The organism is Nostoc sp. (assembly GCF_036916985.1).
GTDB lineage: Bacteria > Cyanobacteriota > Cyanobacteriia > Cyanobacteriales > Nostocaceae > Nostoc.
Genome location: NZ_JBALFD010000089.1, coordinates 89958 through 106022, shown reverse-complemented (window position 1 = coordinate 106022; position 16065 = coordinate 89958). Strand labels below are relative to the sequence as shown.

Genomic DNA, 16065 nt, shown 5'->3' with positions numbered 1-16065 from the left:
TCAGGGGAAAACGCCACTGAATTGACCCTAGAATCATGCCCGACAAAGGGTTGACCAATGGGCTGACCATTCACATCCCACAACCGTACTGTCTTGTCATCACTGCCACTGATAATCCGCTGACCGTCGGGGGAAAATGCCACTGAATTGACCCCAGAATCATGCCCGACAAAGGGTTGACCAATGGGCTGACCATTCACATCCCACAACCGTACTGTCTTGTTAAAACTGCCACTGACAATCCGCTGACCGTCGGGGGAAAATGCCACTGATAAGACCCCAGAATCATGCCCGACAAAGGGTTGACCAATGGACTGACCATTAACATCCCACAACCGTACTGTCTTGTCATCACTGCCACTGACAATCCGCTGACTGTCGGGGGAAAATGCTACTGAATTGACCCCAGAATCATGCCCCTGAAGGAACAACAAGACTCTACCAGAGGATACTTCCCAAACTTGTACAGTACCCTTACTATCTCCAATCACCAATTTTTTGCCATCAGCACTAAATGCCACCGACGAGACCGCTCCGAGAACTGGCGCAAAGACCGAGTTTGTGAGATCCGCTCCCATCAAATTTATCCACCGCAGGCTGGCATTAGCAAAGTTTACGTCTGTAATAACAGTATGGCTGAGATCAGATTTTTCTAGACTATAAGGATTTCTTGCTAGTAGTAATTTCACTAGGTTGCCACCTATATAACCCACCTGAGTCTGGGTTTGGCCACGGGTTGACTGAATTAGTGCGAGCAACTGTTGTTTAAATACTTGCTCATCTAACATTGGCACAGCTAAATCTAGCACTGCTTTTGCCAAGGGAGCCGTACCAAAATAATTAGATAATTTTTCTAAAGATGCTTTGGCGAATGAATTTAGCGGTGCTATTGAGAGTGGTTGTTTATCTTCTCCGCACTGTCGTTGAAAGTATTCTGACCAAGTGTAATCTTGTGGTGGAACAGTATCTAAATGAGACTGTGCTTGAGCCAGTTCTGTGAAGTCGGGAGCTAAAACGCCTAACTCTGCCACCAGCTTATAGGCAGCAAAAAATTCCAATAACGAACGATGGGCGGGGCTGTAGTCTCCTTCCGCATTACGAATTAGCATTGTCTGCCCCATCATGTCATGATGCCAGTAGTCTAAATCTTTTTCTTCTTGGACTACAGCAGGAAATAAACGCCGAATCCGGTCGGGAAATTCTTTGTAGTTCATGCTCATCTGGTCTGTTGAGAGCATTTCCCAGGACAACTCACACAAAAAATAGAGCTTATCTGCCAATGAGGTAAAGGTACGGTTGGTTTTGATATCTCTCTCCATTTTGTGCCGCACAGCATATAAATATACCCGTGATATATCTACTGGCTTGCCCGCCTCAATTTCTGGCAAAGCTTCTATAATTAGTTCCGTCATTACGGGACGACGTGCTAAATCCCGCAATGTCGGATTACTCATTATCTGTTCTACGGTTTCTGGTTCAGCACGAAACGCTAATACTTGCCGAATTTGCTCGTCATCAAATTTTTCTAATTCCAGCACTTCAAAGCGCGGTGTCTCTAGAGGCAAGTTAATTGTAGATGCTTGCAATTCTGCACTTAGCAAAGCCCTACCTTCTTTGGCTTCTGGGAAATGTTCGGTGCGACAGGTGAGAATTACCTTTGCCCCTGGTACTACTACTTTGGCAAGTTCCCAGAAGTTGTTGATCATTTCTTGGCGATTGACTCTAGCTGCCATTTCATCAAAGCCATCAAAAATCAACAACACTTTACCCATGCGGTTGAGTTGTTCAAAGGCAGAATAACCAGGCAGTGGGATTTCATGCTTGCGAAAAAAGAATTCTGAAAATAGCGATTCTACACTGACTGCTTTGGCATAGTCCCGTAAAGGAATGACTAATGGTAGACGTGGGCGTTCTACTCCCCGGCGTTGAGCATCCCGATAGCGTTGCAGGGCAGTCCAGGCATAATGCAACCCAAACCAGGTTTTGCCAGTGCCAAATTCACCCAAAATAGAAAGGTGTTCTTTCGCAGGATCATCAAGCCAACGTTCAACATAACCATCAATCCAACCATCAGCTTGAGCGTAACGGCTTATGCCCATTTTCTGCTTTGAGATGGGATCAAATTCCTCTTTGGTACAAGCTAGGGGTACATAAGTGCGGTCAATTCCCCGTTGCTTGATTTCATTTTCTAACCAGTTGAGGTAGACATTAAAATCGGCATCCCGATCTAGCAACTCATCAAGGGTGTAGCAAAATAAATCCAGGTTTTCTTGCTTGCTCACCTCATCTTTAGCAGCGCGACTGACACGGCGATTGGTGATTAGCCAACCTATATCTGTTTTTCGAGCATTTACTGACTGTCGCAAGGCAGCAACATCTGCCATTCCGGCTTCTCCTGTAATGCCGCGCACCAAAACTCGGTTATATCCCTTTTTCTCTATAGGGTTATTGACATTAATAATCCACTCAAAATAATTTTCATTGCTAATTTCACCTTTTTCAAAGCCATAACGTAAGGCAGTGAACCAAGCCCGTAATTGCTCTGCTAATTTATCTGTCTGATTTGGTTGACTCGGAGTTTGTACAGTAGATTCAACAGCTGGTTTATTTGTTGTTTCTTTCCTAAAAAAGAGATTAATACACCCTAAATTGTTAGAAATGAATTTTTGGGGTGCTGTTTCTAATTCCTGCCGCAAGAATGTTACTAGTGTTTCGTTCGTGACCCATTGGTTAGATAGATCAGCCAAGTCAAATCCGCGCAAAATCACGCTAGTGAGTACGCTGCTGGCTCCACTCACGTTTTCATGGGCTAGCTCAAATTCTCTGCAAGCGGCAATAAAACAGCGATCGCGTGTATTTCCGCGATCGCCTGGATCGGCTTCTGTAAAATTGAGTAGTTCCCCACTGTAACAACAGTCCAACCAAATAATCTGCTGCCTGACTGGGCTTTCTTGCAATAACTCACGTAGCCACTTTAATTGCAGTCCCCAGTTCCCATCACAATCGGTATCACTGGTAGCTAGAAAACCTTCTTTAATGCGTCCTTTGCTGCGAAGACCATGCCCTGAAAAATAGAACAGGGCTGTATCTGGAACGCTTTTACCTTCAGGATAAAAGAGTTGTTCTAAAGCATCTTTTAAATCTGCTACCTTGATTTCCTGGTTTGGTGATATGCGTGGTGCATCACCTTCAAACGGATCTAGGAATTCTGGCAATCGCTTGACATGAAAATTTCCAGCTTCACTGAGTCGCTTGGCGATCGCTTCGGCATCGTTAGCAGGCGATCGTAAGGCTGACAATCCTGGAATATTATACTTATTAATACCAACAACTAAAGCATCCTTACTCATCTTACTAAATATTTACCCATGAAAGTCACTTTTCCTTTAGAGGCGTAAATATTGGTCTGTCGCCATCTAAACCTCGTAACAAATAAATTGTCAATTGCTGACCTAATTCTTTTTCTTGCTTCGGATTAATAGGTATTCGCCAACGAAGAGATTTGTAAAGTTCTAAGCGATACAAATCAAACGCAGATTCCAATAAGTTACAGTAGACACTTGCGGCATCAACTGCCCAGTAATAAGCAAAAATTGCTCCCAGAAAAGCAGCAGGGATAGCCCACCAAGCCCAAACAGTCCAAACGAGAAACAGCAAACTCCACAGCCAAAAACGGGCTGCTGTATTCAGATTTGACCGTGCTTCCTGTAATTCTTTCTTCACTCCATCCGGTAATAGTAGCCAGAGGCGAGACCAGCAAATTACAGCATCCAAGCCATACTTATCAAAAGGGCGGCTTTCAGATGCTCTAAGAATATTACCTAACTTTGTAGGCATTAACCTATTAGGTTGAGATGGAAATTGCATAAGTTGTCCATCCAGTGTTACATATTCCTCTAATTCTTCGTCAGTTATTTGTTTATCTTTTTGATTAGCCAGAGTTTGCCAACGATTTTCTTTTCGTTTAAATTCATGCTTTTTTTGCTGTATCATCCAGCGTCGTAAGAAAAGTAGGGGAGACAGCCAACTAGGCCAATAGCCTTCTAAAAATCTGAGAATAAATAAATCGAACCTTTGAACCACAAAACCTGAGACAGCAATAATCAGCAAACCACTTACCATCACAGCAATCAACAAAGATTCTGATTGCTGTTTAAGCCACTCTTCCAAGGGTTTTCTACCAAAACGCCACACCCAAGCTAGTAATCCCCCAATCCAGAAAACAAAGGCTGGTGTTAGTATGTTCGCAGCCCAGTTTTCTGCCAGCTTTCCACCCAGACTTTCCAAAAATTTGGTTGGCATATTTTGTAACTAATCAGCAGGTATTAGTGGGACATTATGAGTCGGACAGTTTGGTATCTTTGCTCCGACAACGCGACGATACCAAGTATAATCGTCCCCTTCAGGACATCTATATTTTGAAGCGGATATTGGTTGACCTTTACCTGGAAGTTCTTCAAAACCTTTTGATACCTGTTTTTTACTGAGAAATTCAGCTATCCAGTTGCGAGTATCTGGGTAAATTTTGAGCATTTCTAAAATCTGTTCATGAACTGGCTCCCCTGCTTTAGCTTGTGCCAATAGTTCAGACAATTGGCGGTCTACTTGAACCGCATCATCTCCTAAAATTTCTGGAAGAAGGGGACGAATCGAGCGACTTCCCTCTAGAATATCTTCAGGTTCAAACACCACAATTTAAAACCTCATTATGTAAAATTAATGGCTAATTCTTTTACATATACACTGAAACAGATTAACATAATTAATTTTTGAGCATAGATAAAAGACAATTTTTAGTCCAAAAACATAATGGGGCGCACAGTTAGCTGTACGCCCCCACGAATGAATGTATTCCACTGAATTGAAATATGTGATTTAAATGATCGAATTGCTCAAAAATACGATGCCGATCGCACATAAAGCGAAGCCAGCAAGACTCATTTTCCAGGGTAAAGTTCGGTTGATTTCTCCCATACCCATTGCCACACCAATTTCTCTAGCACTCATGGCAACTGCAAACAGAGTTAAGGTAATGCCTAGTATATATGCAACTACTGGTATTATTTCTGCACTAATAATAGATTCAGCATCAGCGTAACCCTGAAATAAACCAGCACTAATACTTACCAGAGCAAGCACCAGAAAGTTTAGTTGATTTGGCATCATCAGCATAGTACCAAAAACAATGGTAGAGATAGCGATGGCTGCGCCAACGCTTTCAGCGAACGCTATTTCTGTGCCTGGTAAATTTAGCTGCAATAGATGAATTACAATGCCCAAAACTGTTGCGAAGATAAAACATCCAGCGATCGCAGCGCCACGAGCAAACACAGATGAAAGTAAGCCAATCGCAACAATACCAACTAAACAATTTAAGCTGATTACTGGATCTGCCAATCCCCAGAGAAAGCCTTCCCAGGCGTTAGAGATGGCATGGTCAACTGGTGTACCACTCAATGAACTCAGTAAGCTAATTAAAATTAAAGCTGCGATCGCCCCAATATGGCGAGGCATTAACTTCGAGGTATAAAGTTCCTTTGAGACAGATGATTCTGATAATTTAGTCTTGAACATCACTATAAGCCAAATTAGTTTTTTCGGTAATTTATACTACCCATCTATTCCAAAAAACTAACGTAGTAAAAAAAAGTATTAGGCGAATAGAATTCGCTACTACATAAAAGTTAGTCCACGAAGATGGACTAAGATAAAATCAAGGATTTTTAACCCACGTTCGCGTAGCGTTCCGTAGGAAAGGTGGGTTTTGTATATGTAGCCGCGACTTCCAGTCGCCCGATGAGTAATAAATATAGACTTTTCAAACAACCTCCGAGTCGGAGAGGAAAGGTTTTAAGTAGTAATTTTTTTTTAGTGATCTTTTTATTCAGCTAATTAGACAGATACTATATGCAAATCCAGGCTTATGATAAAGCTTCTGACTTCTGAATTGTTCTTCAACCTAGTATTTATTCCAAAATGGCATGTTCCCCTTTACCCAACTTAAAACTTATCTTAACTGAACTCTATCAAGAAGAAGATTAATCTAGAAAATATCTTCATTGAAAGAGAGAATGAAATTCATCAAATTGCTACTACTTAGTATTACTCTCATCTTCTTTGTATGGATTAGTCCACTACAAGCTAGTCCAATAGCTCAATTGCCAACGCCTTTACCTTCAGTTGCACAACGGGAAACAACATCTCTGCAAAAGTCACAGGATGTATTGACTGTTGCAACTTTTAATGTGGAAAATTTAGACCCTGAAGACCAACGCTTTGATAATATTGCTAAAATTATTGGCAATAATTTGAACGCACCAGATGTCATCAGTTTAATTGAAGTTCAGGATAACAACGGGCCAAACAATGATGATGTTGTTAATGCAAATCAGACTTACCAAAAACTGATTGATGCGCTCAAAAATATCGGTAGTCCAGCATACGAGTTTGTTGATATTCCGCCCAGCGACGATCGAGATGGTGGAGAACCTGGAGGCAATATTCGGGTTGGTTTCTTATTTCAACCCAGCCGGATAAATCTCGCAAAACTACCCCGAAAAGGCGGTTCATTAGATGCTGTAGCTATTACTCAAGGTACAAATGCTCTCGACCTCTCGCTTAATCCAGGTCGGATTGATCCCACGAATCCTGCTTTCGATGAAAGCCGCAAGCCACTTGTAGCAGAATTTATTTTTAACGAGCAAAAACTGTTTATTATTGCTAATCACTTTGTTTCCAAGCTTGGAGGTTCTCCCAGCGATGTTAAACGAGTTAAACAAGCCGAAATTGTGAATGGATTCGTCACGCAACTATTAGAAGCTGACCCACAAGCTAAAGTAATTGTACTGGGTGATTTAAACGATTTACCAGATTCCTTAACTCTGAAGACCTTAGAGGGTAACATTCTGGAAAATCTGACGGATCGTTTACCTGTTAGCGATCGCTTTAGTTTTAAATTCCGTGGAAATAATCAACTTATTGACCATTTGTTAGTCAGTGAAAATCTTTCTCGTGTTGCTCAACCGGAAATTGACATTGTGCATGTTAATGTTGGCTTTCGTCAACCTGTTAGCGACCACGATCCTGTGATTGCAGCGTTTACATTACCTGCTAACCAGTCCACCTCTGAAAACATTCCTCCTGTCGTTCAACCTACTCCCACTCCTGCAAGTGATTCGGCGATTATATTGCCTCAATTATCCAAAGTTGCTTTAGTGAAAGAACTCGCTAAGGAGTATACGCCAAGCAAAAGTTTGAATTACGATCGCGCCAGAGATCAAATGTTTGGTGTTATTGACAACCAAGCAGGTATTGTCACAGATATTTATGCTAGTTACCCAATTCGTTTAAGTGGCAATGGCGATCCTAGTCAGGAAGCTGACAAATTAGGACTGAATACCGAACACGTTTGGCCACAAAGTAAAGGTGCCCAAAAGGGTAATGCCAAAAGTGACCTTCACCATCTGTTTCCAGCGCGAGAAGATATTAATACTGAGCGAGGTAATAAACCCTTTGACGATATAGCCGACACAAGTACTAAGAAATGGTATCGAAATGATACTGTCCAATCTACAATTCCTACTAGTGCAATTGACGAGTTTAGCGAATCAGCATCTTCTAAATTTGAGCCTAGAGAGAAAGTAAAAGGGGATATAGCCAGGGCAATTTTCTACTTTTACACTATTTATCGGGATCAGGCTAAGAAAGTAGAAGAAAATTACTTTCAGAATCAGCGTCAAACTTTGTGTAAATGGAATCAACAAGACCTACCTGATATTACTGAGATAGAACGGAGTCATGCGATCGCCCAATTTCAGGGTAATGAAAATCCATTCGTGTTAGATGTCACGTTGGCAGAACGAGCTTATTGTAATTCCTGAAACGGGAATATTTTCTTGATGAAGGCACGAGACAGATCGCGCAGCTAAACCCGGATTTCTCACGCATAGTGTAGGCAGAGGGGGAAGGGGAGTGTGGGGAGTCGGGGGAGTGTGGGGGGTAAGACTTCTTCCCCATCCTCCCACACCTCCCAAGGACTTGCAAATAAAAAAAACTCAATAGACATCTCCGAAAAAGAATTGTTTTGACGTAGCAGTGCTACGTCTCTATAAGGGTTCTGGGTAACGCATTTTTAATTTCTGGAGATGTCTAATTACTTCTTGTGGGGTGGACATCTTGTCCGCCCCAAAAGATGTCCACCCCACAAGATTGGATAATTTATCAAAGAAGGCAGGAGGAAAACTACCCAACGCTTCAAACAGACTCGATTAGAATCGGAATCTCAATGATGAACTCTGTGCCTTGAAGCGGTGCAGAAATACACTTGAGTTGACCACCATGTTTGTTAATAATTTGGTAGCTAATCGACATTCCTAAACCTGTACCTGAACCAACAGGTTTAGTTGTAAAAAACGGGTCAAAAATTTTTTGCTTTACTGCTTCTGTCATACCGCAGCCATTATCAGCAATCCGAATTATCACTTTATTCGTGTCTAAAACCTCAGTGCAAATGCGAATATAGGGATTGTTATTTATCAGTTGTTGGTTGCCAGTTGTTTTTACATTAACCGCTAACAAATTGCAACCAACGATTGATTCTCTCAAAGTATCAATAGAATTATTCAGGATATTCATAAATGCTTGATTGAGTTGTCCAGCATAGCACTCAACTTGAGGTAAATTGCCGTATTCTTTTATCACTTGAATATCTGGATGATTTCCTTCGCCTTCCAAGCGATTTTGCAAAATTAAGAGAGTACTATCAAGACCTTCGTGGATATCAACTGCTTTTTTTTCTGCTTCATCTAGCCGCGAGAAGTTACGCAAGGATAAGACTAGGTTGGAAATGCGCTGAGTTCCCATTTTCATGGAAGATAAAAGTTTCGGTAAGTCTTCTTTAATAAAACCAAAGTCAATTTTTTCAATATGAGTTTGAATTTCTGATTCTAAATGGCAATGACATTCTTGATAAAGGGTAATCAAATTGAGTAAATTTATAATATATTCATTGGTAATAACGATATTACCCTCAATAAAATTCACAGGATTATTAATTTCATGGGCAATACCGGCAACTAATTGCCCCAATGAAGACATTTTTTCAGTTTGAATGAGTTGAGCTTGCGTATTTTCAAGTTCCTTTAAGGTCAGTTTGAGTTGACAGTTAGCTGCTTCTAGTTGTGCAGGACTCGGTAAAGCTATAGCTTGGGGAATGATGGGTAACAGTGCGATCGCTGTATATAGTGAGATAATAGCCGTAATAAACTTGATGAAAGTGGATAACCAATAAGTTGGATGCCAAAGCGTCCATACATCCATTACATGGGTTGTACCACAAGAGACGATAAAAGCTCCAAATAATAAAAGTATCCATTTGAAGGGGAAATCCTTTCGCTTGTGGACAAAGTAAATCAGGATGATGGGGATAGAATAATATACCAAAGCAATCAGAGAATCTGAGATGATATTTAGCCACACTAAATTCGGCTTCCAGAGATAACAATGTCCATGTGGAATAAATGAACTCTCTGTCAAAAAATTTTGCAAAAGTTCCAGCATACACCGCCAAACGAGGTAATTTGTCATTTAATAGTTGACAAATTATACACGCTGGATAACAAATTGTCCTTAATATTAAAGGCTGTACTAGTACAAGAAGGCGGAAATAAACTACCCATTCCAAATTAATGAAACGCTTAGGCTGTATTCATTTTAAAATTTAAATTTTAAATTTTAAATTCCGCCTTGCGGTACTAGTGTAGTAATTCTTCAACTTGATGTTGGCTCCACAAAGTTCTGTATAAACCCTGTTGTTTTACAAGTTCTAAGTGATTGCCTATCTGTACAATTTTTCCCTTTTCCATCACAAAAATTCGGTCAGCAACCGCTGCTGCTGATAATTGGTGCGTGATAAAAATTACTGTTTTGCGTTTAGTATCATCGGAGAGATTTTTGAGGATTTGCGCGGCTGTTTGATTATCTACACTAGAGAGGGCATCATCCAAAATTAATACTGGGGCATTGATCAGCATAGCCCTAGCTAAAGCAGTACGTTGTCGTTGACCGCCAGAAAGAGTAATACCGCGTTCACCAACAATAGTTTCATATTGCTGGGGAAAATTGTGAATTTCTGATTCAATTTGGGCAAGTTTAGCAACAGATTCTACCTGCTCTTGTTCGCTAACTGGATCGCCGTAGCGGATATTATTTTTGATTGTAGTACTAAATAGAAAGCTATCTTGAGGAACGTAGGCGATCGCACCTCGTAAATCTGCCAAAGCAATCTTAGTAATATCCACCCCATCTAAAAACAATTGTCCTGATTCAATATCTAACAAGCGGGGCAAAGCATTGGCCAAAGTTGATTTCCCCGAACCAATTGATCCAACAATAGCGACAGTTTCTCCAGCAGCAATGGTAAAGTTCACATTTGCTAAAGCTGGAGTAGTTGAACCAGGGTAATTGTAAGTGAGATTTTTCGCTGTCAGTTCCCCTTTCAGTTCAGCCACCGGCAGATGTATGGCATCGGCTGCATCTTTAATTTTCGGTGTGACAGAAAGAATAGATTCCAGCCTATCAATACTAACTTCACCCCGTTGGTAGGCAGTAATTGTGAATCCTAAAATGGCTGTGGGGAAGGCCAAACGCTCTACATAAATTAACAGTGCTAAAAAGTCGCCAACCTCAAGCGTCCCAGAAGACATCCGCGCTGTCCCTAGCCAGATGATGATCAGTGAACTGATATTAGCTAGCCCGCCAATTAGCGGAAACAGTGTATTTCGGATTTTTGCCAGTTCTAGATTGGCAGTCAATAGCTGCTGATTTTTCTTGGCAAAAGCTCGACGCTCGTTTGCTTCTTGGGCATAGATTTTAATTAAGGCAATGCCACTGATATCCTCCTGAATGAGTTCGCTGATGTCAGAGAGTTGCTCTTGGACTGTTGCTTGTTGTTTACGTAGGCGAGTGCTAAACAGACTCACCAACAAGAACATAAAAGGGTACACTGCCAGGGAGGCTAGTGTGAGATCCACACTAATCGCCAGCATTACTGGCAATGTCAGGGCATAAGCAAAGGCTGTATTTGCTAAACTCAAGACCGCAAAACCCAACAACCGCTTGATATTGTCTACATCACTGGTAGCCCGACTAATCAAATCGCCAGCAGTATTACTAGCAAAATAAGCAGGCTCCAGCTTGAGTAAATGTTCAAAAATCCGTTGTTTCAGGTCAAATTCCACTTGACGCCCCACCCCAAATAGCCAAATGCGTGATGCCATTCGCATTAGCCACATTGCCGAACTGAGTAAGACAATGATTACTACATAATGTAATATTTGGTTCCAGTTGAAGGTTGTTGAGAGCTTGTCAACACCAGCACGAATCAACCAAGGGATATAAACGCCCAGTGCATTGACAGACAACAAAGCGAGAATGCCTAAGGACGCCTCCTGCCAATGGGGTCGTAAGTAAGCACTGAGTTTAGCGAGTCGTCGAGATTTTGCCATTAAAGCAATTTTGCAACTTTATCATCCTAGATTAACTGCTAGTCCAAGAAGGCAGCTATGTAGGGGATTGGGGACTGGGGATTGGGGATTGGGAAAGAATGGGGTCTGAATCCCTATTTAAATTTTCTCAATCCCCAAGTCTTTAGTTTAATGAAACCCTTGCAAATTCGTAATTCCGAATTTCGGGTAGCGTTACTAAAGCGTGGCATTGGGGCCTTTTTAGTATTTCTTTTTTACCATACTCAGTACTGAGTGCTGAGTGCTGTTAGCAGGCCGTTTAGCCAGTGCTGAGTAAAAATAGTATTCAGTACTTTTGCCCTTGGTTTTTGTCCCGCTCCTTGTGGGCGGTCTTTCAACTCAGCACTCAGCACTATGTACTCAGCAGTCTTCATTTTATGACCGCTGAACACGCAAGAACCTATAAATTTCAACGAGATAACTTTCCCAAGTTCTGGTTGTCAATTGCAACGTTTCTGCATTTGGTACAAAGTCTTCAAGTCGTAAACCCCGTGTGCGAATATCTTGAGGATTTCCTTGTAAGAGGTAGGGAGGCACTTTCAAATTATAAGAAAGAATGCTGTCCCCCATCACATCTGAGATGTTTGCTGTGGTGCTTGGTTGCCCTAACGCCACTAGTGTCCCAGATGTTGGAGTAGCGGTTGCTACATAATTTTGACCTGCCATTGCTCCTAGAGGTGCGCGATAAAGGAAATAGGCGACTGCTGGTGTACTTGACAACAGCAAAATCGTCAGTGCCCAACCGAGCAAAACTCCTCCTGGTTTCTCTATCCCACCTGCTTTGATTTTCTGAGCAGCCAGAATCATCAGCAAAACAGAGGCTCCTAGAGGCTTAAGTGGAAAAGACAGCATCCTCCATAACGACGCCACAGCTGGTTCACTGGGGTTAAGAAATGATAGGGCTACGATTACCAAGATAACGACTAAGATTAATCGCCCAACAAAAGTTCCAGAGGGATAAAATCGCTGGAACAGAGAATATACGATAGTGCCAATCAGCAGCCACAGCAGTACCCGGCTTAGCAATAGAAACATAGATTAACTCTCAAATTTTCTGGTGCGGTGAGCCAGTGTGGTGATGAGGCAGCCCGTTTTGATCGGGGTTTCCACGCTAGTTCTTCAACGGGGGAAACCCCGGTAATGAACGCAGTGGCTCCCCAGTTGGGACTGCCGTGCATGATTTCCCTGAATAAAACAACTGGCGACTTCTTAGCCATAGCAACGCTAGCAGCGTCACCCGTAAAGGTCAACCTAGAGGTTTCGGGAAATGGATTTATTTGATTGTCAAATTGTAATCGCACTGTTTGACTTAAAATATCTCAAACCTCACACCCAAAGACTACCGTCGTAGTGATTTTAGTGCAATTTTTTGACACTGCGTCCATTATTTATAATTTTCCAGAAGAGTAATCTGGTACCGGTAAACTAAATTAATTGAAAACCCACTCAAAAGGAAAAAGTATGTCGCCTGGAAAGCCTACTATTTTGGTAACGGGGGGAGCTGGATATATTGGTTCTCATACGGTGCTTGCTTTGAAGCAAGCGGGTTATAACGTTGTCATCCTTGATAATCTGGTCTATGGGCATCGCGACTTGGTAGAAAGGGTTTTACAGGTAGAACTGATCGTAGGGGATACAGGCGATCGCGCCTTGCTCGATCGCCTATTTAAAACCCACGATATTGCCGCTGTGATGCATTTTTCTGCTTATGCCTACGTAGGAGAATCGGTAACTGACCCGGCGAAATATTACAACAATAACGTCCTTGGTACTTTGACCTTGTTAGAAGCGATGCTGACGGCATCTGTAAAGAAATTTGTCTTTTCTTCTACCTGTGCCACCTACGGCGTACCAGAATTCGTGCCCATTCCCGAAAACCATCCCCAAAATCCGATTAATCCCTATGGCGCTACAAAGCTGATGGTAGAGCGGATTCTCTCTGATTTTGATGTCGCTTACGGTTTGCAATCAGTGCGTTTCCGCTATTTTAATGCTGCTGGTGCTAATCCCAATGGCTTACTCGGCGAGGATCATAATCCAGAAACCCATTTGATTCCGTTGGTGCTGATGACAGCTTTAGGCAAACGAGAATCGATCTCAATTTTCGGCACCGATTACCCCACGCCCGATGGTACTTGTATTCGTGATTATATTCATGTTAACGATTTAGCAGATGCCCATATTTTGGGATTGGAATATTTATTAAAAGGTGGCGATAGCGAAGTTTTTAATTTAGGTAATGGCAGCGGTTTCTCTGTTAGAGAAGTCATTGCCGCTGCCGAAGAGGTGACAGGAATTTCCATACTAGTAGAAGAACGCGATCGCCGTCCTGGCGATCCCCCAATTCTCATTGGCACCAGTGAGAAAGTCAGAACAATCTTAGGCTGGCAACCTCAGTATCCATCTATCCAAGATATTGTCGCTCATGCGTGGCAGTGGCATCAAAAGCGACATAAGTAAGAAATGGGGAATGGGGAATGGAGAAAGACTTGTTGTAAGTTCTCACTCAAGTCACCTTGTCCCCCTGCCCCCTGCCTCTTCTCTACTCCCTATTCCCCACTTCCCCCTCTCGTCCCTCGTAGTGCAACAACTAAGATGGCAATGAATCCGATAATTGGCAGTGCGATCGCCCAAGTTGGTAATTTCTGAGATTCTCCCTCTGCTAGATCACCATTGACATCTCGTATATTTCGTGTATTCTCTTGTGTTGAACCGCCTGCTACAGTAACTTCAAATTTGAACTCAAAGGGTTTGAATCTTGCCCCAGATGCAGGTTTCCCATTCAGTTGCAACTCATAAATACCTGGCTTGGGAAAAACAACTTCCGCACCTGGAATACCTTGATAGCGTTCAGCTGACACAGGTTTTAACTCTGGTTCTAGCAGTGCAGGCTCTCCGGCTGCATAAGGTTCGGCATAAACAGCCAACTGACAATTACACTGTGATAGGGGAATTACCCTTCCACCTCTGCGGGTAAGTGCAAACCAGGCTTGGCTCGGTTCTCCAGCACGGGGATTATCATTTGGTTCAATGTGGATAGTGGCACCGACATCTCCAGCTACTTCCACTTTATGAGCAGATGCAGGGTAAAGATTAGTCATTGATATAACTAAGCAACTCAGGAATAATAAATACTTTATTGTTCCTTGATTCTGCCAGGAAATGCCTTTGAGTAGGTAATGCCTCTGTTTTTGACTTGTTGGGATGAAGCCAGAAAATAAGGATGATTTACCGCGATTTGGTTGGGGGAACATAAAACTTTTCTACGGCTAACTTTGACCAAAAAAAGCGCGAACGGATTAGCAAGACACTGAGAGTAAAAAATACCAACAGGACTGCCGCTAATTTATTTCCCCAAGTTGATTGTAAGGAACCCAAGTAATGGGAACCAATCAACACAGTATGAATGGCACTCAAGAGCAAGGCTGGCACACCCAATAGATGAATCTGTCGCCAACGCTTGCCCCAAGATTTCTGCAAAGATTCCCAACTTGTGAAAGCGGCGGGGGACATTAATACCAATGCTACAGCACCCGCAGCCATACCCCACTGAAATTCTAGCGGCATAAAATCAAAAGCGGCAAAATTCCATTGCAATGAGTGTTCTATCATGTGGGCGGTGTGAACCACAGAAAGCACAAAAGCTCCCACTCCCAAGCCCCGGCGGTAACGCAGTGGTGAAGCCCACAAGCCACTAATGGGACGCGCAATTAGCGCCAAAATTAAGCAGATTAAGGCGGCGTGTCCGGTGTAATCTACCATTGTGTCACCAGTCCGCAATAAGGTGATAGCGCCAATGATCAGCGTCACCCAACCGCCTAATCGAAACAACTGACTGCGCCTGTCTTTACTTACCAAAGATGTGGAAACGCCTACACCTAGCATCGTTGGCAGAGTTCCTAAGCCAAAAGCTAGCATGGTTGCCCCACCCATCCATAAATTGCCAGTTTCAGCAGCTTTAATTTGGGCAGCATACAAAAAACCACAGGGCATTAAACCCCAAGTCATCCCCAAAAGCATTGGTGTCCACCATTTGGCTTTTAAGGAAAGCTTAACCATTCCGGTGCTGAGGCGATCGTGTAAACTACCTTGCAATAGGGGATGTAGCACAGGAATGCGTGGTAGTAAATCGGGTTTTACTTGTCCTAAGCCAAACCAAATCAACATCACACCAGTCAGAATTGCCATCCAGCGCCGGAAGTCGCTGCCAACACCCGCTAGCTGTCCACCTTGCAGCAATACCGAACCTAGCGCCCCAATGCCTGCACCAACTAGACCATAGCTCAACATCCGCCCCAGGTTTAGCAGGATATGAAATTTTAATTGCTGCTGCCAAGTATCGGACTTTTCTAAGGTTGATGTGCGCCCTAAGGAAGTTGTGTGTGGAATTTTTGGCTGATGAGACAAAGAAAACGCCACTGTTAGGGGGCCACACATCCCAAAGCAATGTCCAAAACTCCCCAGGAATCCCAGGATTGCGATCAGCAACAAATCTACCATAAAAAAGTCCTGAGTCTTGAGTCTTGAGTATCCGAATAAAGAT

13 protein-coding genes are annotated in these 16065 nt (G+C 42.6%); 3 read left to right on the top strand and 10 right to left on the bottom strand.

The features are described from left to right. From V7L07_RS29290 to V7L07_RS29275, 4 genes are all read right to left on the bottom strand, one after another. Positions 1 to 3350: caspase family protein (locus V7L07_RS29290; RefSeq protein ID WP_335062711.1), on the bottom strand; the 3350-nt coding region annotated here is incomplete at its 3' end. Positions 3351 to 3375: 25 nt separating this feature from the next. Continuing rightward, the gene (locus tag V7L07_RS29285; protein WP_335062709.1) at positions 3376 to 4302 is read right to left on the bottom strand and encodes a hypothetical protein; all 927 of its coding nucleotides are present in this window, start codon (positions 4300 to 4302) and stop codon (positions 3376 to 3378) included. A gap of 9 nt (positions 4303 to 4311) precedes the next feature. Next, positions 4312 to 4692 carry a hypothetical protein gene (locus tag V7L07_RS29280; RefSeq protein ID WP_335062708.1) on the bottom strand — a complete coding sequence of 127 codons (381 nt, stop codon included), beginning with the start codon at positions 4690 to 4692 and terminating at the stop codon, positions 4312 to 4314. Between the two features lie 183 nt (positions 4693 to 4875). Continuing rightward, entirely contained in the window at positions 4876 to 5574 is a 699-nt protein-coding gene (locus V7L07_RS29275) for a HupE/UreJ family protein (protein ID WP_335062707.1), read from the bottom strand. Positions 5575 to 6071: 497 nt separating this feature from the next. On the opposite strand from V7L07_RS29275, the gene V7L07_RS29270 reads away from it, so the two are divergent. Continuing rightward, positions 6072 to 7880 (top strand): endonuclease, encoded by a 1809-nt coding sequence (locus V7L07_RS29270; protein WP_335062705.1) that lies wholly within the window; start codon positions 6072 to 6074, stop codon positions 7878 to 7880. A gap of 373 nt (positions 7881 to 8253) precedes the next feature. On the opposite strand, the gene V7L07_RS29265 is transcribed toward V7L07_RS29270, so the two are convergent. From V7L07_RS29265 to V7L07_RS29250, 4 genes are all read right to left on the bottom strand, one after another. Further along, the gene (locus V7L07_RS29265; RefSeq protein WP_335062714.1) at positions 8254 to 9558 is read right to left on the bottom strand and encodes a sensor histidine kinase; all 1305 of its coding nucleotides are present in this window, start codon (positions 9556 to 9558) and stop codon (positions 8254 to 8256) included. 194 nt (positions 9559 to 9752) lie between these two features. Further along, complete coding sequence (locus V7L07_RS29260) at positions 9753 to 11504, bottom strand: ABC transporter ATP-binding protein (RefSeq protein ID WP_335062703.1); 1752 nt, start codon at positions 11502 to 11504, stop codon at positions 9753 to 9755. 242 nt (positions 11505 to 11746) lie between these two features. After that, complete coding sequence (locus V7L07_RS29255; RefSeq protein WP_335062701.1) at positions 11747 to 11896, bottom strand: hypothetical protein; 150 nt, start codon at positions 11894 to 11896, stop codon at positions 11747 to 11749. A 1-nt stretch (position 11897) separates the two neighbouring features. Then, complete coding sequence (locus tag V7L07_RS29250; protein ID WP_335062699.1) at positions 11898 to 12557, bottom strand: hypothetical protein; 660 nt, start codon at positions 12555 to 12557, stop codon at positions 11898 to 11900. A gap of 27 nt (positions 12558 to 12584) precedes the next feature. Here V7L07_RS29250 and V7L07_RS29245 point away from each other — a divergent pair, with 27 nt between their 5' ends. Next, entirely contained in the window at positions 12585 to 12803 is a 219-nt protein-coding gene (locus V7L07_RS29245; protein ID WP_335062697.1) for a hypothetical protein, read from the top strand. A 180-nt stretch (positions 12804 to 12983) separates the two neighbouring features. After that, positions 12984 to 13982 (top strand): UDP-glucose 4-epimerase GalE, encoded by a 999-nt coding sequence (gene galE, locus V7L07_RS29240; protein ID WP_335062696.1) that lies wholly within the window; start codon positions 12984 to 12986, stop codon positions 13980 to 13982. Between the two features lie 89 nt (positions 13983 to 14071). Here galE and V7L07_RS29235 read toward each other — a convergent pair whose 3' ends face one another. Both V7L07_RS29235 and V7L07_RS29230 read right to left on the bottom strand, forming a co-directional pair. Continuing rightward, positions 14072 to 14776, bottom strand: coding sequence for a hypothetical protein (locus tag V7L07_RS29235; RefSeq protein WP_335062694.1), 705 nt, complete (start codon positions 14774 to 14776; stop codon positions 14072 to 14074). Beyond that, entirely contained in the window at positions 14751 to 16022 is a 1272-nt protein-coding gene (locus V7L07_RS29230) for an urease accessory protein UreH domain-containing protein (protein WP_335062692.1), read from the bottom strand. Before V7L07_RS29230 ends, V7L07_RS29235 begins: the two co-directional genes overlap by 26 nt. Positions 16023 to 16065 lie beyond the last annotated feature (43 nt).

Coding starts and splice junctions, on each gene's coding strand:
- V7L07_RS29285 (WP_335062709.1), bottom strand. CDS start 4,302: ATGCCAACCAAATTTTTGGAAAGTCTGGGTGGAAAGCTGGCAGAAAAC.
- V7L07_RS29275 (WP_335062707.1), bottom strand. CDS start 5,574: ATGTTCAAGACTAAATTATCAGAATCATCTGTCTCAAAGGAACTTTAT.
- V7L07_RS29270 (WP_335062705.1), top strand. CDS start 6,072: ATGAAATTCATCAAATTGCTACTACTTAGTATTACTCTCATCTTCTTT.
- V7L07_RS29265 (WP_335062714.1), bottom strand. CDS start 9,558: ATGCTGGAACTTTTGCAAAATTTTTTGACAGAGAGTTCATTTATTCCA.
- V7L07_RS29260 (WP_335062703.1), bottom strand. CDS start 11,504: ATGGCAAAATCTCGACGACTCGCTAAACTCAGTGCTTACTTACGACCC.
- V7L07_RS29255 (WP_335062701.1), bottom strand. CDS start 11,896: ATGAAGACTGCTGAGTACATAGTGCTGAGTGCTGAGTTGAAAGACCGC.
- V7L07_RS29250 (WP_335062699.1), bottom strand. CDS start 12,557: ATGTTTCTATTGCTAAGCCGGGTACTGCTGTGGCTGCTGATTGGCACT.
- galE (WP_335062696.1), top strand. CDS start 12,984: ATGTCGCCTGGAAAGCCTACTATTTTGGTAACGGGGGGAGCTGGATAT.
- V7L07_RS29235 (WP_335062694.1), bottom strand. CDS start 14,776: ATGTTCCCCCAACCAAATCGCGGTAAATCATCCTTATTTTCTGGCTTC.
- V7L07_RS29230 (WP_335062692.1), bottom strand. CDS start 16,022: ATGGTAGATTTGTTGCTGATCGCAATCCTGGGATTCCTGGGGAGTTTT.